This window comes from Pseudotenacibaculum haliotis (assembly GCF_042684245.1).
Classification (GTDB): Bacteria; Bacteroidota; Bacteroidia; order Flavobacteriales; family Flavobacteriaceae; genus Polaribacter; species Polaribacter haliotis_A.
Map to the genome: position 1 here is coordinate 852,034 of NZ_JBHULH010000001.1, position 21,904 is coordinate 873,937.

The 21,904-nt window shown below is 35.6% G+C and carries 18 protein-coding genes; 9 read left to right on the top strand and 9 right to left on the bottom strand.

The genetic code is table 11. The annotated features are described in order from the left end of the window. Window positions 1–2 precede the first annotated feature (2 nt). From tamL to ACFSRZ_RS04160, 8 genes are all read left to right on the top strand, one after another. Window positions 3–2,519, top strand: a complete 2,517-nt coding sequence (tamL, locus tag ACFSRZ_RS04125; protein ID WP_379665250.1) for a translocation and assembly module lipoprotein TamL — start codon at window positions 3–5, stop codon at window positions 2,517–2,519. Window positions 2,520–2,637: 118 nt separating this feature from the next. Continuing rightward, on the top strand, window positions 2,638–3,708 hold the full coding sequence (gene fbaA / locus ACFSRZ_RS04130) for a class II fructose-bisphosphate aldolase (RefSeq protein ID WP_379665251.1): 1,071 nt from the start codon (window positions 2,638–2,640) through the stop codon (window positions 3,706–3,708). Between the two features lie 26 nt (window positions 3,709–3,734). Then, window positions 3,735–4,592 carry an acetyl-CoA carboxylase, carboxyltransferase subunit beta gene (gene accD, locus ACFSRZ_RS04135; protein WP_379665252.1) on the top strand — a complete coding sequence of 286 codons (858 nt, stop codon included), beginning with the start codon at window positions 3,735–3,737 and terminating at the stop codon, window positions 4,590–4,592. Between the two features lie 47 nt (window positions 4,593–4,639). Beyond that, entirely contained in the window at window positions 4,640–5,872 is a 1,233-nt protein-coding gene (locus ACFSRZ_RS04140) for a M14 family metallopeptidase (RefSeq protein ID WP_379665253.1), read from the top strand. Window positions 5,873–6,005: 133 nt separating this feature from the next. Beyond that, a complete protein-coding gene (gene rpsO / locus ACFSRZ_RS04145; RefSeq protein ID WP_379665254.1) occupies window positions 6,006–6,275 on the top strand; it encodes a 30S ribosomal protein S15 in 270 nt (89 codons plus the stop codon). Between the two features lie 166 nt (window positions 6,276–6,441). Then, on the top strand, window positions 6,442–8,682 hold the full coding sequence (locus ACFSRZ_RS04150) for a polyribonucleotide nucleotidyltransferase (RefSeq protein WP_379665255.1): 2,241 nt from the start codon (window positions 6,442–6,444) through the stop codon (window positions 8,680–8,682). Between the two features lie 115 nt (window positions 8,683–8,797). Next, window positions 8,798–9,922 carry a 2-amino-4-hydroxy-6-hydroxymethyldihydropteridine diphosphokinase gene (gene folK, locus ACFSRZ_RS04155; protein WP_379665256.1) on the top strand — a complete coding sequence of 375 codons (1,125 nt, stop codon included), beginning with the start codon at window positions 8,798–8,800 and terminating at the stop codon, window positions 9,920–9,922. 63 nt (window positions 9,923–9,985) lie between these two features. Further along, window positions 9,986–11,491: an OmpA family protein gene (locus ACFSRZ_RS04160; RefSeq protein ID WP_379665257.1), complete on the top strand. Its 1,506-nt coding sequence runs from the start codon at window positions 9,986–9,988 to the stop codon at window positions 11,489–11,491. Window positions 11,492–11,531: 40 nt separating this feature from the next. Here ACFSRZ_RS04160 and ACFSRZ_RS04165 read toward each other — a convergent pair whose 3' ends face one another. From ACFSRZ_RS04165 to gldB, 3 genes are all read right to left on the bottom strand, one after another. Then, window positions 11,532–12,023 carry a hypothetical protein gene (locus ACFSRZ_RS04165; RefSeq protein WP_379665258.1) on the bottom strand — a complete coding sequence of 164 codons (492 nt, stop codon included), beginning with the start codon at window positions 12,021–12,023 and terminating at the stop codon, window positions 11,532–11,534. An 84-nt stretch (window positions 12,024–12,107) separates the two neighbouring features. Continuing rightward, window positions 12,108–12,446: a gliding motility protein GldC gene (gene gldC, locus ACFSRZ_RS04170; RefSeq protein WP_379665259.1), complete on the bottom strand. Its 339-nt coding sequence runs from the start codon at window positions 12,444–12,446 to the stop codon at window positions 12,108–12,110. Further along, on the bottom strand, window positions 12,446–13,405 hold the full coding sequence (gene gldB, locus ACFSRZ_RS04175; protein WP_449301476.1) for a gliding motility lipoprotein GldB: 960 nt from the start codon (window positions 13,403–13,405) through the stop codon (window positions 12,446–12,448). The genes gldC and gldB overlap by 1 nt, the downstream gene beginning before the upstream one ends. 56 nt (window positions 13,406–13,461) lie before the next feature. Here gldB and nadE point away from each other — a divergent pair, with 56 nt between their 5' ends. Next, window positions 13,462–14,250, top strand: coding sequence for an NAD(+) synthase (gene nadE / locus ACFSRZ_RS04180; RefSeq protein ID WP_379665261.1), 789 nt, complete (start codon window positions 13,462–13,464; stop codon window positions 14,248–14,250). A 3-nt stretch (window positions 14,251–14,253) separates the two neighbouring features. Here nadE and dnaG read toward each other — a convergent pair whose 3' ends face one another. The 6 genes from dnaG to ACFSRZ_RS04210 form a co-directional block, all read right to left on the bottom strand. Continuing rightward, window positions 14,254–16,227 (bottom strand): DNA primase, encoded by a 1,974-nt coding sequence (gene dnaG, locus ACFSRZ_RS04185; protein WP_379665262.1) that lies wholly within the window; start codon window positions 16,225–16,227, stop codon window positions 14,254–14,256. Window positions 16,228–16,230: 3 nt separating this feature from the next. After that, window positions 16,231–17,469 carry an ATP-dependent Clp protease ATP-binding subunit ClpX gene (clpX, locus tag ACFSRZ_RS04190; RefSeq protein ID WP_379665263.1) on the bottom strand — a complete coding sequence of 413 codons (1,239 nt, stop codon included), beginning with the start codon at window positions 17,467–17,469 and terminating at the stop codon, window positions 16,231–16,233. 19 nt (window positions 17,470–17,488) lie between these two features. Beyond that, a complete protein-coding gene (locus tag ACFSRZ_RS04195; protein ID WP_379665264.1) occupies window positions 17,489–18,148 on the bottom strand; it encodes a ClpP family protease in 660 nt (219 codons plus the stop codon). Window positions 18,149–18,272: 124 nt separating this feature from the next. Next, entirely contained in the window at window positions 18,273–19,595 is a 1,323-nt protein-coding gene (gene tig, locus ACFSRZ_RS04200; protein ID WP_379665265.1) for a trigger factor, read from the bottom strand. Between the two features lie 79 nt (window positions 19,596–19,674). Continuing rightward, on the bottom strand, window positions 19,675–20,031 hold the full coding sequence (locus tag ACFSRZ_RS04205; protein ID WP_379665266.1) for a phage holin family protein: 357 nt from the start codon (window positions 20,029–20,031) through the stop codon (window positions 19,675–19,677). A 40-nt stretch (window positions 20,032–20,071) separates the two neighbouring features. Then, entirely contained in the window at window positions 20,072–21,880 is a 1,809-nt protein-coding gene (locus ACFSRZ_RS04210; protein WP_379665267.1) for a GNAT family N-acyltransferase, read from the bottom strand. Between the last annotated feature and the right edge of the window lie 24 nt (window positions 21,881–21,904).

A 21,904-nucleotide genomic window follows, 5' to 3' on the forward strand; every position in this document is an offset into this window, starting at 1 on the left:
TCATGAAAAAACTTTTTTATATCCTTTTTATTCCTCTCTTTTTCACAGCATGTAATTCTGTAAAAAGAGTAAAGGACAGTGAACACTTGCTTACAAAGAACACAATTCTTGTTAACGATAAAAAAACAACCGATTCAGAGCTTAATGAATTAGTCGTTCAAAAACCCAACAGTAAAACTTTAGGAATTCCTCTTTCACTATATTTTTACAATATTGGAAATCCGGACAATCCTAAAACAGCTGCCGAATGGGGAAAGAAAAGAATTAAGACCTATAACTTTATTAAGAGTGTCTTTTCTGAGAAACAGAGTATTTCCTTTGCCAATTCGATGATTGGACTTAACAATTGGTTTTTACGTAACGGACAAGCTCCGGTGGTTATTGAAGATAACAAGACAAGAAAAACAGTTAGAAACTTAAAAGCTTACTACAAGAACCAAGGTTATTTTAGAGCTCAGGTGAGTTCTCAAAAAGATACGTTGGGAGGTAAAAAAGGAACCATACAATACAGTGTGGTTACTGGAAATCCTACTTTCTTAGACACTATTAGAACTAAAATTCAGTCTCCTGTTCTCGATTCTTTATACAATACACAAAAGGAACGTTCCTTCTTAAAGTCGGGAGATCAATACAACAATGAAAATTTCATTAAAGAGGCCGACAGGATCATCAAATTATTTAGAAACAACGGAATCTATCACTTTGCTGAAAATTACATGGGATTCTATGAAATAGACACAGCTACAACAAACAATTTCAAAACCAACGTAGACTTGGTGATTTCCGGAGAACGAAGCATTCGAAAAGACAACGGACAAACTCTTACCAAACCTTTTAAGGTTCAGAAGCTCCGAAACATCAATATTATTACAGATTATACATTTGCAAGAAAAGAAGAGCCTTACTACAATTTCGTTTCTCACAATGGTATCAATTTCTTTGCGCATGAAAAGGTACAGTACAATCCTAAGATCTTATCAGAATCCATCTTTTTAAAATCGGGTCAGGTATATAGTGATACATTACGTAATCTTACTAGGCAACATTTAAAATCTCTTAAAAACTTTAAAACTGTAAATATTGATTACACAGCGGTTGATGGTGTAGACGATCAGCTTGACGCAAATATTTACTTAAGCCCTATCGAAAAATACACCTTAGGATTGGAGACAGAGTTAACACATTCCAATATTAGAGACTTGGGTGTTTCAGGAAAGTTTTCCATTATTAATAGAAACACATTCAAAGGTGCCGAGATCTTTAAATTATCTTTTTTAGGATCTTTCTTTAACGCTTCGCAAGATGCCAATCAATCCGGAAACTTTTTCAACTCGTGGGAAATTGGAGCCGACCTTTCTTTAGAAGTTCCAAGATTTGTTGCTCCTTTTGGTCTCAATAAATTAGTTCCCAAAAGCATGTCGCCAAGAACCATGTTCACTTTAGGAACAAGTATCCAAAGAAACATTGGGTTAGACAGGCAAACAGTTACCGGACTTATTGATTATAAGTGGCAATACAATCCAAAGAAAACCATACAGCTAGAAGTGTTCAACACTCAGTATGTAAGAAATTTAAGAATCGGTACTTACTTTCAAATCTATAATTCGGAATATCAGAAACTGAATCAAATTGCTCAAGTTTATAACAACGACCCGAATTTTGAACTTCCAAACAACGGTCCGATTCCGGTAAATTTGATGAATCAGATCTTTGCAGATACTGCGTTTCAAACATCCAATCCGCAAGAGTATCAGGATAACTTGAACATCTTGGATCGCTACAATATTATTACATCAGATTTCTTGATTCCAACCATTGCGTATTCTTTTACCTATAACAATCAAACCAACTATCGAGACAACAATTTCTCATTCTTTAAGGTTCGATTGGCAAATTCTGGAAACATTGCCACATTATTATCTAATAAGAGAGATGCAAACAACAGAAGAACATTTTTTAATATTCCTTTAGCACAATATTTTAAAGCTGATATTGAATACAAAAAGTTCTGGGAAGTAGATCAAACTTCCGTTTTTGGAATCAGAAGTTTTGTGGGTGCTATTCTTCCTTATGACAACTCAGCAATTCCATTTACCAAGAGTTATTTTGCCGGAGGTTCTAACGACATTAGAGCTTGGCAAACCTATGACCTAGGTCCGGGAAGAAGAGATTCCGGATTGGAATATAACATTGGTAGTTTTAAATTCTTAACCAGTGCAGAATATCGTTTTGATATGTTTGCAAGTTTAAAAGGAGCTTTATTTGTAGATGCAGGAAATATTTGGGATATCACCAATTCTATCTTTGCTGAAGACGAAGCAAAATTCAAAGGGTTTCAATCATTCAAAGATATTGCCGTAGGCTCAGGTTTTGGGCTTAGATACGACTTTAGCTTTTTGGTTTTTAGGCTCGATTTAGGCTTCAAAATGCACGAACCTTACCTTTCCGGCAACAAATGGTTTAGAAATTATAATTTCTCAAATGCCGTTTACAACATTGGAATTAACTACCCATTCTAAGGCAAATAGCTAAACCGTTTTCGTTCTTTTTCTTCATTTTGGTTCCTGAAAAACAACTCTTTTTCCCTAAAATTTATTTACTTTTGAAGCCATAACAACATGATTAAAATCTTTATAAATGAGTCACAATATTAAGCCAGGTGTCGCAACTGGTTACGAAGTTCAAGCTATTTTCAAGTTAGCAAAAGAGAAAGGATTTGCACTACCTGCAGTAAATGTAGTAGGCTCAAACTCAATTAACAGTGTTCTTGAAACTGCCAGAGACCTTAACTCGCCTGTGATCATCCAATTTTCTAATGGAGGTGCGCAGTTTAATGCCGGTAAAGGTTTATCAAACGAAGATCAAAAATCAGCAATCGCAGGAGCTGTAGCAGGAGCCAAACATATTCATTTGTTAGCCGAAGCTTACGGAGTACCTGTAATTCTTCACACAGATCATTGTGCTAAAAAATTATTGCCTTGGATCGATGGTTTGTTAGATGCCAGTGAAGAATATTTTCAACAAACAGGTAAACCATTGTATAGTTCTCATATGATCGATCTTTCTGAAGAACCTATCGAAGAGAATATTGAGATCTGTAAAGAATATTTGGCAAGGATGTCAAAAATGGGAATGACCTTAGAGATCGAATTAGGAATTACCGGAGGAGAAGAAGATGGTGTAGACAATTCTGATGTTGATGCTTCTAAACTATATACGCAACCAGAGGAAGTTGCTTATGCTTATGAAGAGTTAATGAAAGTAAGCGACCAATTTACAATTGCTGCTGCTTTTGGAAATGTACATGGAGTATACAAGCCTGGAAATGTAAAATTAACTCCAAAGATCTTAAAGAACTCTCAAGAGTATATTTCTGAAAAATATGGAGTTCCGCACAACACCATCGATTTTGTTTTCCACGGAGGATCAGGTTCTACTTTAGAAGAGATTAGAGAAGCTATTGGTTATGGTGTGATTAAAATGAATATTGACACAGACCTTCAGTTTGCTTTTACAGAAGGTATCCGTGATTATATGACAGGAAAAATCGATTATTTAAAGACTCAGATCGGTAATCCTGAAGGTGATGATCAGCCTAATAAAAAGCATTACGATCCTAGAAAATGGCTAAGAGAAGGAGAAGGAACATTTAGACAAAGATTAAAAAAGGCTTTCGAGGATTTAAATAATGTAAATACATTATCTTAGCCCCGCAAACGTAAAGAACATATAATATGGCTTGGTTCAAAAGAAAAGACAAGGGGATTCAAACCCCAACTGAGGCTAAGAAAGATACACCTAAGGGGTTATGGTATAAAACCCCAAGTGGAAAGATCATTGATACAGAAGAATTAAAACGCAACCTATATGTGAGCCCGGAAGACGGATACCATGTAAGAATAGGAAGTAAAGAGTATTTCGAGATCTTTTTTGACAACAACGAATTTGAAGAATTAAACCCGAAAATGGCATCGAAAGATCCATTGAAGTTTGAAGACACAAAAAAATACCCGGACAGACTTAAAGACGCACAGGATAAGACCAAATTAAAAGATGCGGTAAGAACTGCAGTTGGAAAATCATTAGGTAAAGATTTAGTGATTGCTTCTATGGACTTTAAGTTTATTGGAGGTTCAATGGGAAGTGTTGTAGGAGAGAAAATTGCCAGAGCAATTGATTACTCCATCCAAAATAAGATTCCATTTTTAATGATCTCTAAATCAGGAGGAGCAAGAATGATGGAAGCTTCTTTATCTTTAATGCAATTGGCTAAGACATCTGCTAAATTAGCACAGTTGGCTGAAGCAAAAGTTCCATATATCTCATTATGTACCGATCCTACTACCGGAGGTACTACTGCCTCTTTTGCAATGCTAGGAGATATAAATATTGCAGAACCTAATGCATTAATTGGTTTTGCAGGACCTAGAGTTGTAAAAGATACTACAGGGAAAGATCTTCCGGAAGGATTTCAGAGATCTGAGTTTTTATTAGAACATGGTTTCTTAGATGCTATTTTTGAAAGAAAGCACCTGAAAGAAAAGGTAAACCTATACATCGATTTGATTCAAAATCAACCGGTGAGAGCATAAAAATAGAGCCAGCAGTAATGCTGGCTTTTTTTTTATACCTTTAAAATATGATCAACCAACCAACCTTAAGACTATCTATATTTTTACTCGGCCTTCTTTTAGTCAGTTGTGAAAACGTACAAAAAGTAGAGTTTGAAACTTATGTAGATACCACATCCAAAGAAATAAAAAAGCAACCTAAAAAGACATTTGTTATTAATGAGCTTGGTGTTTCTGCCAGTAATCTTTTTGATGGAGCCCGTCTAAACAACTTTTCAAGATTAAATGACAGTACCGTTGTTGCTTTTGTAGAACCCGAAAACACTCCCATAAACAACAGTGCTTATTTTGCATTTGATATTTGGGCAGAAGATGAAAAACCCATCTATATTCAATTCAAATATCCTGAAGGATATGAGCATAGATACCACCCTAAGATAAAAACCCATGACACATGGAGCATCTTAGATTCCAGTAAAGTTGTATCAAAAATAGATACGGCATATACTATTCGTCTTGACCTCTCCAAAGAAAAAATGACTATTGCTGCACAAGAGGTTCATTCTTCAGCTACCGTGAGATCATGGTATACAAAACTGGCTGAAACTCATAGCTCAAAAGTAGAGGTGAAAATAATTGGCTCTTCAACACTAGGAAAAGATATGGTTGTTTTAGACATCTCTAACGGGACAGTTAAAGACAAGCCTATTATTGTCTTATTAACGAGACAGCATCCTCCTGAAGTAACCGGATATTTTGCTTTCCGAGAATTCTTAAAAACGATTCTTTCAGATCAAATCTCCGATTCCTTCTTAGAGAAGTATCATGTATTGGCATTCCCTTTGATGAATCCGGATGGTGTAGATCTCGGTCACTGGAGGCACAATGCCGGTGGAGTTGACACCAATCGAGATTGGTCTCAATACAATCAACCGGAAATAAAAACTGTTGTCACATACATAACTCAACAGAGCAAAAAGAATAATGCTAAGATTGTGCTTGGTTTAGACTTCCATTCTACTTGGTATGATATCTTTTACACCAACAAAAAAAGAGAGGGAACTACACTCCCTACATTTGTTAGCGACTGGTTTACAGCTTTGGAAAGCAACATTCCAAATTATAAGGTTAATGAAGCTCCGGGCAACAGTAAAAAACCTGTCTCAAAAGGATGGTTTTTATATGGGCATAATGCTACAGGAATTACCTATGAGATTGGTGATGAAACTCCTAGAGATAAGATACAACAAATCGGGAAGGTTTCTGCACAGCAGATGATGCAAATTTTACTGAAAGAATAAGAGTTTATTCGCCTCATAATCAGACACGTTATTAAAAATCATTTTCAGTAGATTATATTCTAAAAATAGTTGTACATTTGCGACTTCAATGAAAAATCATTGAGTACATAATAATCATTTAAATAATATTGGCATGTATTTAACTAAAGAAGTAAAAGAAAACATCTTCGAAAAACACGGTAAAGGGAAAAACGATACCGGTTCAGCAGAAGGACAAATTGCGTTATTCACGCACAGAATTAACCACTTAACTGAGCACTTAAAAAGAAATCGTAAAGATTTTAACACTGAGCGTTCATTAGTAAAGATGGTTGGTAAGCGTAGAAGTCTTTTAGACTACTTAAAGAAGAAAGATATCTCAAGATATCGTGCAATTATCAAAGAATTAGGAATTAGAAAATAATACCTACACAAAAGAGGCGGCATCATGCTGCCTCTTTTTTTTTTGAAAACAACTGTTTTTCATTACTCTTTTTTGGTTACTGAGCGAAGTCGAAGTAACTTCCATTGGAAACAACACACAACAACACACACATTAGTAAATTAAATTAGAACGAATTATTTAAAGTATGATTCCAAAAGTATTTAACCAAGTCATAGAGCTTGGAGATGGAAGAACCATCACATTAGAAACAGGAAAATTGGCAAAGCAAGCTGATGGGTCTGTTGTTGTAAGAATGGGAGATACAATGTTGTTAGCAACTGTTGTATCGGCAAGATCTGCGAATCCCGGAATAGATTTTCTACCATTAACGGTAGACTATAGAGAGAAATTTGCTGCCGCTGGTCGTTATCCTGGTGGATTTATGAAGCGTGAGGCTAGACCAAGCAACGACGAAATTTTAACAATGCGTTTAGTGGACAGAGTATTGCGTCCATTATTCCCAAAAGATTATCACGCAGAAACTCAGGTGATGATCCAATTAATGTCTCATGACGAAAATGTAATGCCAGATGCATTAGCTGGTTTAGCTGCTTCTGCTGCTATTCAGTTATCAGATATTCCTTTTGAAACACCAATTTCTGAGGTAAGAGTAGCAAGAATAAATGGTGAGTTTATCATCAACCCAAGTTATACTCAGTTAGCTGAAGCTGATATGGATATGATGATTGGAGCTTCTGCAGATTCTGTTGCTATGGTAGAAGGTGAAATGGACGAGGTTTCTGAAGAAGAAATGGCAGATGCAATCCGTTTTGCTCATGAAGCTATTAAAATACAGTGTGAAGCTCAGGTAAAATTAGCTGAAGCTGTTGGGAAGAAAGAAACTAGAGAATATGAAGGTGAAGAGGAAAACGAAGAGCTTGCTCAAAAAATTCATGATTTCACTTACCAAAAGTGTTATGATATTGCTAAGCAAGGAACTTCAAAGCAAGAAAGAGGTCAAGCTTTTTCTGAAGTAAAAGAAGCATTGATCGATACATTTACTGAAGAGGAAGTTGAAGAATACGGAGATTTAATTGGAAAATACTTCGGAAAAGCTCACAAAGCAGCTGTTCGTGATCTTACTTTGAATGAAGGATTACGTTTAGATGGTAGAAAAACTACTGATATCAGACCTATCTGGTGTGAGGTTGATTATTTACCAAGAACTCATGGTTCTTCAGTCTTTACAAGGGGAGAAACTCAAGCATTAGCTACTGTAACCTTAGGAACATCAAGAGACGCAAATATGATCGATTCTCCAACAGTACAAGGAGAAGAGCGTTTCTATTTACACTATAACTTCCCTCCTTTCTCTACTGGAGAAGCAAGACCTTTAAGAGGTACTTCTCGTCGTGAGATCGGACACGGAAACTTAGCTCAAAGAGCTTTAAAAGGAATGATTCCTGAGGATTTCCCATATACCGTAAGAGTTGTATCTGAAGTATTAGAATCAAACGGTTCTTCTTCTATGGCAACTGTTTGTTCAGGAACAATGGCACTTATGGATGCCGGAGTTTCTATGAAGAAGCCTGTTTCCGGAATTGCAATGGGATTAATTTCTGATGGTGATAGATTTGCTGTATTGTCTGATATCTTAGGTGATGAAGATCACTTAGGAGATATGGACTTTAAAGTAACAGGTACTGCTGACGGGATTACTGCTTGTCAAATGGATATTAAGATCAAAGGATTATCATACGAAATCTTAGTACAAGCATTAAAACAAGCAAGAGATGGTCGTTTACACATCTTAGAGAAGTTAACTGATACTATTGCGCAACCAAATGCTGATGTGAAGCCTCATGCTCCAAAAATGTTAACCAGAAGAATTCCTGGTGATCTAATCGGAGCGTTCATTGGTCCTGGTGGAAAACACATTCAAGAACTTCAAAAAGAAACTGAGACTACAATTGTAATCAATGAAGACGAAGCTACTGAAGAAGGGGTTGTAGAGATCTTAGGAACAAATCAAGAAGGAATTGATGCTGTTTTAGCAAGAATAGATTCTATGATGTTTAAACCAGAAAAAGGTTCGGTATACGAAGTAAAAGTAATCAAGATGTTAGATTTTGGTGCTGTTGTTGAATATACAGAAGCTCCTGGAAACGAAGTATTATTACACGTAAGTGAATTGGCTTGGGAACGTACTAACAATGTTTCTGATGTAGTAAAAATTGGAGATATTTTAGATGTAAAATATTTCGGAATTGATCCTAGAACCAGAAAAGAAAAAGTTTCTAGAAAAGCCTTATTACCAAAACCTGAAGGATATGTTTCTAAACCAAGAAACAATGACAACAACAAAGGGAAAGGTAGAGACAACCGTCACAGAGGAAATGGTCAACAAAGAGATAGAAAGCCAAGATCAGAAAATAAAGAAGAATAGAAACTTCTAAATATAATTTAAAAGCCGCCTGAGTTCAGGTGGCTTTTCTTTTTTGATAACTTTTTTAACAGTTCTATCTACATCTACAATTGTTTTAGTTTCTTTGTATCCTCTAATGAAAATTCAAAGAATTACATACCTGTCTCTTGGTTCTAACCAAGGAAATAAGTTGGAAAACTTGCAGAGTGCTATCAACCTTATTGCAGATAGAGTTGGTGCTGTGCAAAAGATTGCTTCTATATACAAAACAACCTCTTGGGGTTATGACGGAGAAGATTTTTACAATACTTGTATTCGAGTTTCCACCTATCATCAGCCGGACGTTTTAATGCAAAAATTGCTAGCTATTGAAACAGAATTAGGCAGAGTAAGAAATAGCGAAAAGGACTATGCAGATAGAACCATCGATATCGATATTCTATTGTTTGATGATGAAATTATCTTCTCTAGAGAAACCAAAATTCCTCATCCTAGGATGTTGGAACGAAAGTTTGTTTTGGTTCCTTTGGTAGACATTGCCAGAAATGTAATTCATCCGGTAGTAAAAAAACAGCTTCACATTTGCTTGCAAAATTGTGATGACAATAATGAGATTCTTCTTACCGAAGAAAAACTTACAAGACCTATTCCTTTATCGGAAAAATACAACTACATCGCTATTGAAGGAAATATTGGTGCCGGTAAAACTTCACTGGCCAATATGATGAGCGATGAGTTCAATGCTAAGATTGTTTTAGAGCGTTTTGCAGACAACCCTTTTCTTCCAAAATTTTACGAAGACAAAGAGCGATATGCATTCCCTTTAGAGATGAGTTTTTTAGCCGACAGATATCAGCAATTGAGCGATGATCTAGCACAGTTCGACTTATTTAAGAACTTCATTGTCTCGGATTACTATATCTTTAAATCGTTAATCTTTGCGCAGGTTACCTTGCAAAAAGATGAATACGCTCTGTATCGAAAGATGTTTGACATTATGTACAAAGAGATCACAAAACCTGATCTGTATATATACTTGTATCAAAATACCGACAGATTGCTAGAAAACATCAAAAAAAGGGGGAGAGAATACGAGCAAAACATTGAGGCAGAATATCTTCAAAAAATTCATGATGGTTACGCTAATTTTATCAAAACAGAACAGAATCTAAATACATTGATTATTGATGTCTCTGAATTGGATTTTGTTAAGAATCAAGAGGATTACAAGGAGATTCTGAAAAAAATCAACTTAAGTTAACAAATTTTCATACTTTTGCACTCACAATAAAATTCCCCCAAACATAGATTTAACTTATAATATATGAGGAGAGTTTTATTTGCATCCCTATTTGCCTTTATCGCCACCGGTTTATCTGCGCAATTCACAACAGATCAGTATACTTATAAAAAAAGCATCAATCTAAAGAATAGTAATTCTTGGGCTGTAGGAGGTGGATTCAGCAACTTCATCATGCACGGTGATCTTCGATCAATAGGAACAGGTAATCAAGGGAATTTCTGGAACTTTGGAGGATATCTATATGTAGATAAAATGTTCAATCCTTTATTAGGATTGGAATTCAAAGTGAATTACAACAAAATATCTGGAGGAGCACAGTATTTCTCAGACATTTACGAAGTTTTATATGTAGATAATACTCAGATCACCAACAATTTGTTTTTTGATGGGAGAGCTTATGGTGCAGAGATGAATCTGATCTTTAGCTTCTCTAACTTATACGAACATTTATCAAGAAAATGGCATGTTTCCGGATATTTCGGAATGGGATACCACCAATACAATTCTAGATTGTTCGAGAGAAACCCTGATGGGTCCAAAGATCTTTTGGTTGATTTTGGATTCAACCCCGCCAGAAATAGTGTACGTCAGGCAAGCTCTATATACTTGACAACTCAATTGGGGATTAAATACAGAATTAACAAAAGAGTAGATATCGAGTTTAGACCTTCTTGGTACTTTAACTATGAAGATCATTTAGATGGCGCGATTTCAAACAAGCAAGATTGGGAAACTTTCTTTGTAAATCATTTAGGTGTGACCATCAAGTTAGGAAAGGAGAAAGTATTTACCATTTGGGGTGATGATGATGTTAAAGATTCTATTGCTTCTCCTAGTATCGATCTTATAGATACTGATGGTGATGGAGTAATCGATCAATTTGACAAAGATCCTAACACTCCAAAAGGGGTGGCTGTATATGCCAATGGAATTGCTGTAGATAGTGACGGAGATAATATTCCTGATTACAAAGATGAATGTCGATTTGAAAAAGGTCCTGAGAATAATAATGGATGCCCTGTTCTTGGCGACAGAGATAGAGATGGAATTCCGGATAGAAAAGACAAATGTATTGACGTAAAAGGTTTAGAGAAATACGAAGGATGCCCTGATGGTGAAGCACTACGTTTAACTGAAGTTGTGGAAGTATTGAATTATTCTAAGAATATTTACTTTGATACTGCGAGTAACCAAATTAAGAGCGCTACATATTATACGATGTTGGATGAAGTGGCCAATATCATGTTAAAGAATCCTAACGTATCGTTTAGCGTTTCTGGATATACCGATGACAGAGGCGAAGAATCTTACAATCAGAAATTGTCTGAGCGAAGAGCAAATGAGGCAAGACTATACCTAATTGCCAGAGGTGTAGAATCGGATAGGATTACCGCAAAGGGATACGGAGAAATGAATCCAAGGTATGACAACTCTACAGAGCAAGGTAGACAATTGAACAGAAGAGTAGAGATTAAATCTGTAGGTCCTTATAAGAAAAAGACCAAGGTCATAATAGACAGAGATTAAAATAAAAAAGCCCTGCTAGTAAGTGGGGCTTTTTTATTTTTTAATAGACGAAAGTACCTTTTAATTCTACTTCGACGTCTACAGATAAATAATGAGTAGAACTAGATTCTCCTACAAAGGAAAAATCTAAGCTTGTTCTCTCTAAAAATAATTCTGCTATTCTTGACAAAACCTCAGGGTCCTCTACACTTACGTGATCTAAGTTAGGATCAAAACTTCCTAATAAAAAATCATCTAAGTACAATTCCCCGCTTTCAATCGTCCCTTGATAGTTGTTAAAATTACATACAAATCTTACTACTTCGAGTTCTTTTAATCCACGAATATACTTTTCATAAGATTCAGAAGATCGTAAATCTAAAGCTACATTTTCAGAAATTAGATTGGCCGCTGTATTTTCCGGCGTTCTTTCAACAACGAGAGTCTCGTTTAACTGGTTGTCAATAAAAAAAGCTACTGAGTCTTCTTGGTATGCGCAGGAGAAAAATAGGGTCAGTATCCCTATAGCACATAGTACTTTGAGAGGTTTCATAATTGGGGGTTTAAGGGTTTATTACAACCTAAAGTTATGAAAAAAAAGTACTTACCGGAAATTTATGCCTTGTTTTTCGACGAACTACTTATCGATCAGTTCAAGTTTTTCTGCAAAATAATCGCAAAAATCACGCATAGTTGCGCTCATTTTTTCGTCGTTTGTTGCTCTTTGAAAAGTATTTGCCATAGACACTAATGTTTGATGAAAAAATTGCTTCATCTCATCTACAGGCATGTCTTTGGTCCAAAGATCCATTCGTAAAGTATCTTTTTGCTGGTGATCCCATACAGACAACATAATTGCTTTTGAACTTTCATCTTTTATTCCTCCATCTTGGGCTGACCAATGAATGTTCTCAGGAACTCTGTTCTCGTCTAACTCTACTGTAAATTCAATTTTTGATGTATGTGCTACCGCCATTATTTCTTTGGTTTATAATTAGACTTTTGAAAAATCTCATCTTCATTCATTTTCAAAAGTGTTTGCAAAGATACGTCATTATTATCCATAAAAGATCTAACTATTTGCCAACCTATCCATTGCCCTATTCTTCCCGGAGAGTTCACATCTTCACCTAAATAAAACTTAGAAAAAGGAGCTTCTTCTAAAAAGCGTTTGTTCAGTTTGGTATCGGTACTATATAGCAAATCTTTCTCTATAAAATAACGCCAGATCTGTTCTTCATTATCTTTCGCCCAATTTAACTTCTCTTTAGAATAGCCTATTTTTAATTCGTCTGACTCTAAAGGTATATATAGATCCAGCAAGTATAATTTTTTTCCTGCTGCAATCATTTTTCCTAGAAATGATCTATTCAAAGAAGGTCTTACTTGAGTATCTATGATCTTATTAGCTACATCAACGGCAATTCTTTCTTGTTTGTTATTGATCTTAATGTAATCCGGATAATCAGCATAAAACGGATGGTCTTCTCCTAAATACACATCGATGGAAATAAACAGTAAAAGACCTTCGTATACCACTCGATATGCATAGTCTATATTACTCAAAACAGTAATTACATCGGGTGCCTCAAATTTTGGGTGGTAATATTTAATATGTTTAAACAAGTTTGTTAGGTCATTTTCTACCTGAGAAAAATCCTTATATCGTTTTTCAGTTTCTCCAAAAAGTTCTTTTTCGTCTTTATCGTTCACTTTTGCCAACCAAATACTATCAGGTGTGTTTGCAGGGAACATCAATGAGTATTTTTCCTTTAAACCCTGTAAGTTTGTTCCTTTGTAACCATAAAAAAGTTGTTCAAATCGATCGATGGAATACTGAACTTGAATCCCAGAGGTATCGATATCTTTTTTGGTTTCTTTTTGACAAGAAATCAAAAAAATGAGCATTAAAAAAAATCGAGAAAAATGTCGCATACGCTTCGTATCTTAGCTTGAAATTCAAAACGTCAAAAATACTAAAATAGTTTCCTATGCAGGTAGAAAAGGTAACAGATCATATTGTTAATTGGTTAAAAGAGTATGCTCAAAAAGCCGGAGTGAAAGGTTTTGTTATTGGAGTTTCCGGCGGAATTGATTCTGCTGTTACTTCTACTTTATGTGCTAAAACAGGGCTTCCAACTCTTTGTCTTGAAATGCCTATACATCAGGCTGAAAGTCAAGTTAGCAGAGCTTTGAATCATATCCAATGGCTTCAGGATAATTTTGAGAATACGAGTATGAACCGAGTAGATCTTACACCTGTTTTTGACAGTTTTGTAGCTTCTCTTCCGTCTGTAGACAATGAAGAAGACCGTTTTTTAACACTTGCCAATGCTAGAGCGCGTTTGCGTATGACTACACTTTATTACTTTGCCGGATTGGATGGTTTATTGGTTGCCGGAACCGGAAATAAAGTAGAAGATTTTGGAGTTGGTTTCTATACAAAATACGGTGATGGTGGTGTAGACCTTAGCCCTATTGCCGATTTGATGAAGTCTGAAGTTTATGAGATCGCTCGTTATTTAGGAGTCAATCAAGATATTCAAAAAGCAGCTCCAACAGATGGTTTGTGGGGCGATGATAGAACTGATGAAGATCAATTAGGTGCTAGTTATGATGAATTAGAATGGGCAATGAATATGCAAGAACAAGGCAAAGTAAGTAGTGATTTTTCGGGAAGAGAAAAGGTTGTCTTCGATAAGTATATCCAACTAAACAGAGCCAATCAACATAAAATGGTTCCTATACCTGTTTGTGAAATTCCTGTAGGTTTAAAGTAAGGTTTAAACAACCCTATTTAGTTTATCGTAAAGTCTTCTCTTTAACCCTGTATAGTTCTTTACCATTTCAAGGTCGTTAGAAGTGATCTGTAAGGGATTATCTTGGCTCATAAGGTCGTTGATCTTCTTACCAATTAAAACACGTCTGAGGTTTAAAATAGCGTCTGTAACTAACTTGGAAAGCACCTCTTCAGATTCGGTAACAAAAATGTTCTTTCGCTCCCAATCACTCAAGGCATAACGTTCGTCATCCATTAAAATAGAGGTAACCATTGAAGCAATTTCACTGTCTTGATGATTGATAAACGCATCCATATCTATCTTATCTATTTGATTCAATTGATGGATCATTTCATAGTAGATCTTTTGAAAGATTGTATTACTGAATTCGATCTCATCATCCTGTAGATTCAAATACAACTCTTTGGATACCTGATTGGAATAATTTTCTGTTTCCAGATGTATATTTCCTTCTTCGTCTTCAACTTCTATATAATCAACAAAATCTGCCTCTTTATTTCCAAACAACAGAAGAATACGGATGATCTCTCTTTCTAAAATATACAATGAGTCTATCTCTTCAACTTGCGCTTCTCTAGCTTTTACAACTTCAAAAGATTGTTGTTCTTTCTTCTGTGCTTTGGCAAATTCTTTTGTGTTCTTAGAGATTAGTTGTGCCAGTTCACTAAACAAAACCCTTTCAGAAATGTCCATAATTCTAGAACATTCCTGCACATATACTTCTCGTTGGATACTGTCCGGTATTTTGGAAATACTGGTTACAATATCACGGATCAACCCAGCTTTTTTTACAGGATCGTTTTTAGCATCCTGCATTAACAAGGATACTTTAAAGTTGATGAAATCTTGTGCTGAGTTTTCTAAGTAGTCTCTGAGTTCTGCATCAGAATGCTTTTTTGCAAAGCTATCAGGATCTTCGCCTTCTGGAAACGCTACAACTTTCACATTCATTCCTTGCTCAAGGATCAGATCTATTCCTCTAATAGAGGCTCTTACTCCTGCTGCATCTCCATCAAATAAAACCGTAATGTTCTTTGTCAAACGATTTACCAATCTGATCTGATCAGGTGTTAATGCAGTTCCTGAGGAAGCTACTACGTTTTCTATCCCGGATTGATGGAATGAGATTACATCTGTATATCCTTCTACCAAAAAGCAATTGTCTTGTTTTGCAATTTCCTTTTTAGCATGGTAGATTCCATATAAGATCTTACTCTTATGGTAGATATCACTCTCTGGAGAGTTCACATATTTTGCTGTCTTTTTATCACTGGACAGAGTTCGTCCTCCAAAACCAAGAATACGCCCGGACATACTGTGTATTGGGAACATGACACGTCCTTTAAAACGATCGAATTGCTTTCCTCCTCTACCGTCCTGTCCTTCTCTTACAATGGTAAGACCTGTCTTATCCAGATATTTTAGATCATATCCTTTTGCCAGTGCTTCTTTGGTAAATGCATCCCATTCGTCTAAGCAGTACCCTAAATCAAATTTCTTTATGGTATCTTCTCTAAAACCACGCTCTTTAAAATAGCTAAGTCCTATGGCTTTTCCTTGTTCATTTTCCAGTAAGATCTCGTGAAAATAGTCTTTGGCAAATTTGGAAACTAAGAACATACTTTCACGTTCGTTCATTTGTTCTTTTTGTTCATCGGTCTGAACAGTTTCCTCAATTTCAATATTGTACTTTTTAGCCAAATATCGAATGGCTTCCGGATAGGAATAATGCTCGTGTTCCATTAAAAATGAAACAGCATTTCCTCCTTTTCCGGTACTAAAGTCTTTCCAAATTTGTTTTACGGGAGATACCATAAAAGAAGGTGTTTTCTCGTCTGTGAATGGGCTTAGGCCTTTGAAGTTACTTCCAGCTTTTTTTAGCTGTACAAACTCTCCGATCACCTCTTCTACCCGAGCAATCTCAAAAACACGATCTATGGTACTTCTGCTAATCATAAATTATGATGCAGCACGTAGTTTTTTAAGGGTTGTTTTGGTTAATTTTCCTTCTGCGTATTCTTTGGTTACCACAAATTCTTTTTCATCAGAACTTGGTAGCTCAAACATCGCATCTGTAAGAATTGCCTCACATAATGAGCGTAATCCTCTTGCTCCTAACTTATACTCTACTGCTTTGTCTACAATATACTGTAATGCTCCATCATTAATAACAAATTCTACATCGTCCATAGAGAACAGTTTTGCATATTGTTTAATGATCGAGTTTTTAGGTTCTGTTAAGATAGCTCTTAACGTTTCAGCATCTAAAGGATTCATATAACTCAATACCGGCAGACGTCCAATAATCTCCGGGATCAAACCAAAAGATTTAAGATCTGATGGGATGATATATTGAAGTAGATTGTCTTCGTCTATTTTATCTTCCGACAGGGAGGCTCCATAACCCACCGCCTGCATATTCAATCTCTTACTGATAATTCTATCGATTCCAGAGAAAGCTCCTCCGGCAACAAATAAAATATCTTTGGTGTTTACTTCAATAAACTTTTGTTCTGGGTGCTTTCTTCCCCCTTTTGGTGCCACATTTACTATGGCTCCTTCCAACAACTTTAACAAAGCTTGTTGAACTCCTTCTCCGGAAACATCTCTTGTAATAGACGGGTTGTCTCCTTTACGTGCAATCTTATCGATCTCATCAATAAAAACAATCCCTCTTTCTGCTTTGGCTACATCATAATCTGCAGCTTGGAGCAATCTACTTAAGATACTTTCTACATCTTCTCCAACATAACCTGCCTGTGTAAGTACAGTTGCATCAACAATAGAAAAAGGAACATTCAACATTTTTGCAATGGATCTGGCAATTAATGTTTTTCCTGTTCCGGTTTCTCCTACCAAAACAATGTTACTCTTCTCGATCTCTACTTCATTTTCATCGTTCATTGGCTGCAACAATCTTTTGTAATGATTGTATACTGCAACAGACATCGCTTTTTTGGTTTCTTCTTGTCCGATCACATATTGATCTAAAAAGGTCTTTATTTCTAAAGGCTTTTTTAAGATCAGTTCCTTGGAAAGATTTCCGGATTTGGCTTCGGCAATCTCTTCTTCAACAATTCCGTGAGCTTGTTCTATACATTTATCACAGATATGGGCATCCATCCCTGCAATTAATAAATCTGTTTCAGATTTTTTTCGCCCACAAAAGGAACATTCTAAATTTTCTTCTTTTGCCATATTGGTTTATTGAAAGCTTTTATTTTCTCTCTAGTACTTCATCGATCATTCCGTATGCTTTTGCTTCTTCGGCACGCATCCAGTAATCTCTATCAGAATCTTTTAATACTTGTTCGAAAGTTTGCCCTGAATGTTTTGCGATGATCTCATATAATTCATCTCTTACTTTCAAGGTTTCTTTTACTGCAATTTCCATATCAGCCACCTGACCTTGAGTTCCACTCATCGGTTGGTGAATCATAATTCTTGAGTGTGGTAATGCAGATCTTTTTCCTTTTTCTCCTGCACACATCAATACTGCAGCCATAGAAGCTCCAATTCCTGTACAGATAGTAGCAACATCCGGTTTGATAAACTGCATTGTATCGTAAATTCCTAATCCTGCATATACACTTCCTCCTGGCGAGTTGATGTAGATAGAAATGTCTTTATTAGAATCTACACTTTCTAAAAATAACAATTGTGCTTGTATGATGTTAGCAACCTGATCATTTACACCCGTTCCTAAAAAGATAATACGATCCATCATTAATCTTGAGAAAACATCCATCGCTACTGCGTTTAGCTGTCTTTCTTCAATAATGTTTGGAGTCATGTTTGTAATTAACTGGTGGTAGTATGTACTGCTGATCCCACGATCTTTGATTGCAAATTTTTCGAATTCTTTTCCGTAATCCATTTGGGTTTTTCTTTTTAAAGATTATCTGTAAAGATACTAACTATTGATGAATAATTTCGTTACAAAAAAGTGCTAAAAAAACTCCTCTGGGTTGAGAGGAGTTTTTTTGAAAGCTATTTATTGCTTATTTGTAAACTTCTTTGATGAAATTCTCGTAAGTAACATCTTTTGCTTTAAAGCTCATGTTTTCTTTATAGAATTCCAATAGTTTTTGACTGATCAATTGATCTTGTAGTCTTTTCGCTTCTTCTTGGTTTGACAAGATTCTTCCAGCGATATCTTCTAACTCAGCATCTTCTGGGTTCATGTTTCCAAACTGCGCCATTTGAGCTCTGATGAATCCTTTAGCGTAGTCTTTTAACTCTTGATAGTCTAATTTGATATCGTTATCCTTCATGATCTTCTCTTGGATCAATTGGTAACGCAATCCTTTTTCTGACTTGTTGTATTCTTCTACAGCTTCTTCTTCAGTTAATTGCTTTTCTCCTGCAGTAGCTAACCATTTTTGTAAGAATTCTGCCGGTAAATCAAACTCAGTGTTCTCTATTAAGTGCTCAGTTACGGCATTCAATAATTGTTGATCTGCTTGTTGTTGGAATTGCTTCTCTGCATCAGCTTTGATCTTATCTCTTAATTCTGTTACAGTTTTTACGCTTCCGTCTGCAAACAACTTGTCAAATAATTCTTGATCTAGATCAGCCAATTCGATCTCTGTAGTTTCCTCGATCGTAAATGTTACTTTTACATCTAATCCGTGAACATCATCATGAGATACTCCTAATGCTCCCATTAATTTATGATCGTCTGAGAATAATCCTTTGGTTTTTAACTCAAGAACATCTCCGATTTTTTTCCCTACGAATTTTTTAAGATTTACTTTTCCTTTGATATCAGCAACATTGATCGTAGATTTCTTTTCGATCTCCTTCTCTTCATTTACAAAAGTTCCAGTAACGTTAGTTTTCTCTCCGATTACTTCTACAGCAGACATTTTTCCGTATCGAGATTGAATATTCTCAACTTCTTTATCGATAAGGTCTTCATCTACGGTAATATTGTATTGAGTAACTTTCTTCTTAGATTTTAAGTTTACATCAAATTCAGGAGCTAATCCTAATTCGAACTCAAAAGATAAAGTTTCTGCATCCCAAGAAAAATCATCGCTTACTTTAGGTAATGGATTTCCTAAAATGTCTAATTTTTCTTCTACTAAAAACTTATTTAAAGATTCTTGTAAAAGCTTGTTTACCTCGTCAATCATTACAGATTTCCCATATTGCTTTTTTACCATCCCCATAGGTACGTGACCTTTTCTAAAACCAGGAATGTTTGCTTTTCTACGGTAATCGTTTAAGATTTCTTCTACTTTTGATTGATAATCTTCTGCTACGATATCAACTTTTACAACTGCATTTAATGCATCAACACTTTCTTTAGTAATATTCATCTGACTCTAAAATTCTTAAAAAATTGGCTGCAAAATTACAGCTTTTTCTGAATTCATACAAAGTTTAAACACTTCTATTTCAGTCATTTTCTTTTTCGTCTTCAAAGAAAGAGAAGAGATAGGATCGGAATAAGGAAAGTAGAATACTAAATATCAATGCAGATAAGAACCCGGAAACGTGAAATCCATCTACTAATTTCCCTGCCATAAGAATGATTATTGCATTGATTACAAACAGAAACAAACCCAGTGTTACTAAGGTAGCAGGCAGGGTGAAAAAGATGAGTAAAGGTCTGACAAACATATTGAGTAAAGAGATTACTACTGCCACAACAACTGCGGTTAGATAGTTGTTCTCTATATCTATTCCAGGCACAAAGCTAGCCAGCACAATGACAGCTAGTGCAGTCAGTAATATTTTGAAAAAATTCTTCATAGCCCCAAGATTTAAGAATTATCAATTGTTGCTTTTCTTCTTATTTCTGGCTCAATTCACTAGCATTCTTTTCTAGTTCGGCCTGAAATTCTTCCATTACAGGTTTTACTGTACTCTCTGGTAAATCTACGATTTTAATGTACATCAAACCATCTACAGCGTTGTTAAACTTCGGATCTACATTAAATGCTACCAAGCGGGCGTTCTGTTTTACATATTTTTTGATGAGAACAGGAATTCTTAGTGCTCCTGGTTCTATCTCATCTATTACCTTATCAAATTTTTGCATATCTGCTTTGGCTGCATCAAATACAAAATCTTTGTCGGCGTCTTTTAGTTTGACTTTAAATTCTTTTTTAGGCTGAATGTATTGAGCTACATAAGGATCGTAATAGTGCGATTTCATGAACTCGATCATCAATGATTTCGAAAATTCTGAAAATTGATTACTAATACTCACACCTCCCATTAAGTATTTGTGTTCTGGATAACGTAAGGTAACATGTACAATTCCTTTCCACAACAAAAATAATGGCATTGGTTTTTGCTGGTATTCCTTGATAATGAAAGCACGTCCCATTTCTATGGTTTGCTCCATCATTCCGTAGAGTTCCGGCTCAAATTTAAATAGCGATTGTATATAAAAACCTTCTATTCCATATCGCTTGTAGATATCTTTTCCAAGCCCCATTCTGTATGCTCCAGCCAAGCAATTTGCAGAGTCATCCCACAAGAACATATGGTAATAATACTTATCAAATTTATCTAGATCGATCGATTTATTAGTTCCTTCTCCTACATCTCTGAAAGTAATCTCTCTTAACCTTCCAATTTCATGCAAAAGATTAGGGATTTCTTTTGCCGAAGCAAAGAAAACCTCATAATTCTTACTCTGCAATAATCTTTTATTATTCTCTCTCAAATACTGCACCTCTTTGATGAACGAGTTCACATTTTTCTGAGAGCTGATCTTTTTGGGAGGTGAACTGATTTTTAAGTTTTGAGTAGAAAGTATTTTTGATGGTGTTTTCTCATAAGGATTCGCCAACATATACGTTTTCTTTCTGATGTACTCATAAAAAGCGTTGATGTCTTGGTATTCTTGTTGGTCTTTAACTGAAATAGGTTTTCCTATCCTTACTTTGATCACCCTGTCTTTTTGTGATAAGAGCTCTGAAGGTAATTTTGCGGTTCTCAACGTATCACTAATCTTAGACAACATGTAAAAGAACCTGCTGTTCTTCGCGTGGAAATAGATAGGGATAACAGGTACTTCTGCTTTCTTAATGAGCTTCACTGCTCCTTCTTCCCACGGCCTGTCTACCATTAATTTTCCATCTCTATAGGTAGAAACTTCTCCTGCGGGGAAAATACCTAAAGGGTTTCCTTCTCTCAAATGCATTAATGCACTCTTGATTCCGGCCACACTTGATTTTGCGTCTTTGTGGTTTTCAAATGGATTAACCGGCATCACATAGGGTTTCATTGGCTCTATACGATGCAATAAGAAGTTTGCAATGATCTTAAAATCCGGTCTTTTTTCTATCAATAATTTTAACAGAAGAATTCCATCGATCCCTCCTAGTGGGTGATTTGAAATTGTAATGAACGGACCTTCCTTAGGAATTCTTTTTAAATCTTCTTCTGGAATTTCAAATTCTATCTGAAATTCTTCCATCAAAGAGTTTAAAAATTCAAGGTCTTTCTTGTTCTTATTTCGATTGTAGATCTTGTTAATTGCAGAAATCCTAAGCAGTTGCATGAGCACCCAGCCAATAAAAGTCCCTAAAAAACCAAATTTATCGGCTCCAATGACCTTAGCAATTTCCTTAGATGTGACTAGCCCCATACGTTATACCTTCGCGTAATTACA

Coding starts and splice junctions, on each gene's coding strand:
- clpX (WP_379665263.1), bottom strand. CDS start 17,469: ATGGCAAAAGAAGAAAATTTAGAATGTTCCTTTTGTGGGCGAAAAAAA.
- ACFSRZ_RS04140 (WP_379665253.1), top strand. CDS start 4,640: ATGATCAACCAACCAACCTTAAGACTATCTATATTTTTACTCGGCCTT.
- dnaG (WP_379665262.1), bottom strand. CDS start 16,227: ATGATTAGCAGAAGTACCATAGATCGTGTTTTTGAGATTGCTCGGGTA.
- rpsO (WP_379665254.1), top strand. CDS start 6,006: ATGTATTTAACTAAAGAAGTAAAAGAAAACATCTTCGAAAAACACGGT.
- ACFSRZ_RS04165 (WP_379665258.1), bottom strand. CDS start 12,023: ATGAAACCTCTCAAAGTACTATGTGCTATAGGGATACTGACCCTATTT.
- accD (WP_379665252.1), top strand. CDS start 3,735: ATGGCTTGGTTCAAAAGAAAAGACAAGGGGATTCAAACCCCAACTGAG.
- ACFSRZ_RS04195 (WP_379665264.1), bottom strand. CDS start 18,148: ATGGATTACGGAAAAGAATTCGAAAAATTTGCAATCAAAGATCGTGGG.
- gldB (WP_449301476.1), bottom strand. CDS start 13,405: ATGCGACATTTTTCTCGATTTTTTTTAATGCTCATTTTTTTGATTTCT.
- gldC (WP_379665259.1), bottom strand. CDS start 12,446: ATGGCGGTAGCACATACATCAAAAATTGAATTTACAGTAGAGTTAGAC.
- ACFSRZ_RS04150 (WP_379665255.1), top strand. CDS start 6,442: ATGATTCCAAAAGTATTTAACCAAGTCATAGAGCTTGGAGATGGAAGA.
- ACFSRZ_RS04205 (WP_379665266.1), bottom strand. CDS start 20,031: ATGAAGAATTTTTTCAAAATATTACTGACTGCACTAGCTGTCATTGTG.
- ACFSRZ_RS04210 (WP_379665267.1), bottom strand. CDS start 21,880: ATGGGGCTAGTCACATCTAAGGAAATTGCTAAGGTCATTGGAGCCGAT.
- tamL (WP_379665250.1), top strand. CDS start 3: ATGAAAAAACTTTTTTATATCCTTTTTATTCCTCTCTTTTTCACAGCA.
- tig (WP_379665265.1), bottom strand. CDS start 19,595: ATGAATATTACTAAAGAAAGTGTTGATGCATTAAATGCAGTTGTAAAA.
- fbaA (WP_379665251.1), top strand. CDS start 2,638: ATGAGTCACAATATTAAGCCAGGTGTCGCAACTGGTTACGAAGTTCAA.
- ACFSRZ_RS04160 (WP_379665257.1), top strand. CDS start 9,986: ATGAGGAGAGTTTTATTTGCATCCCTATTTGCCTTTATCGCCACCGGT.
- nadE (WP_379665261.1), top strand. CDS start 13,462: ATGCAGGTAGAAAAGGTAACAGATCATATTGTTAATTGGTTAAAAGAG.
- folK (WP_379665256.1), top strand. CDS start 8,798: ATGAAAATTCAAAGAATTACATACCTGTCTCTTGGTTCTAACCAAGGA.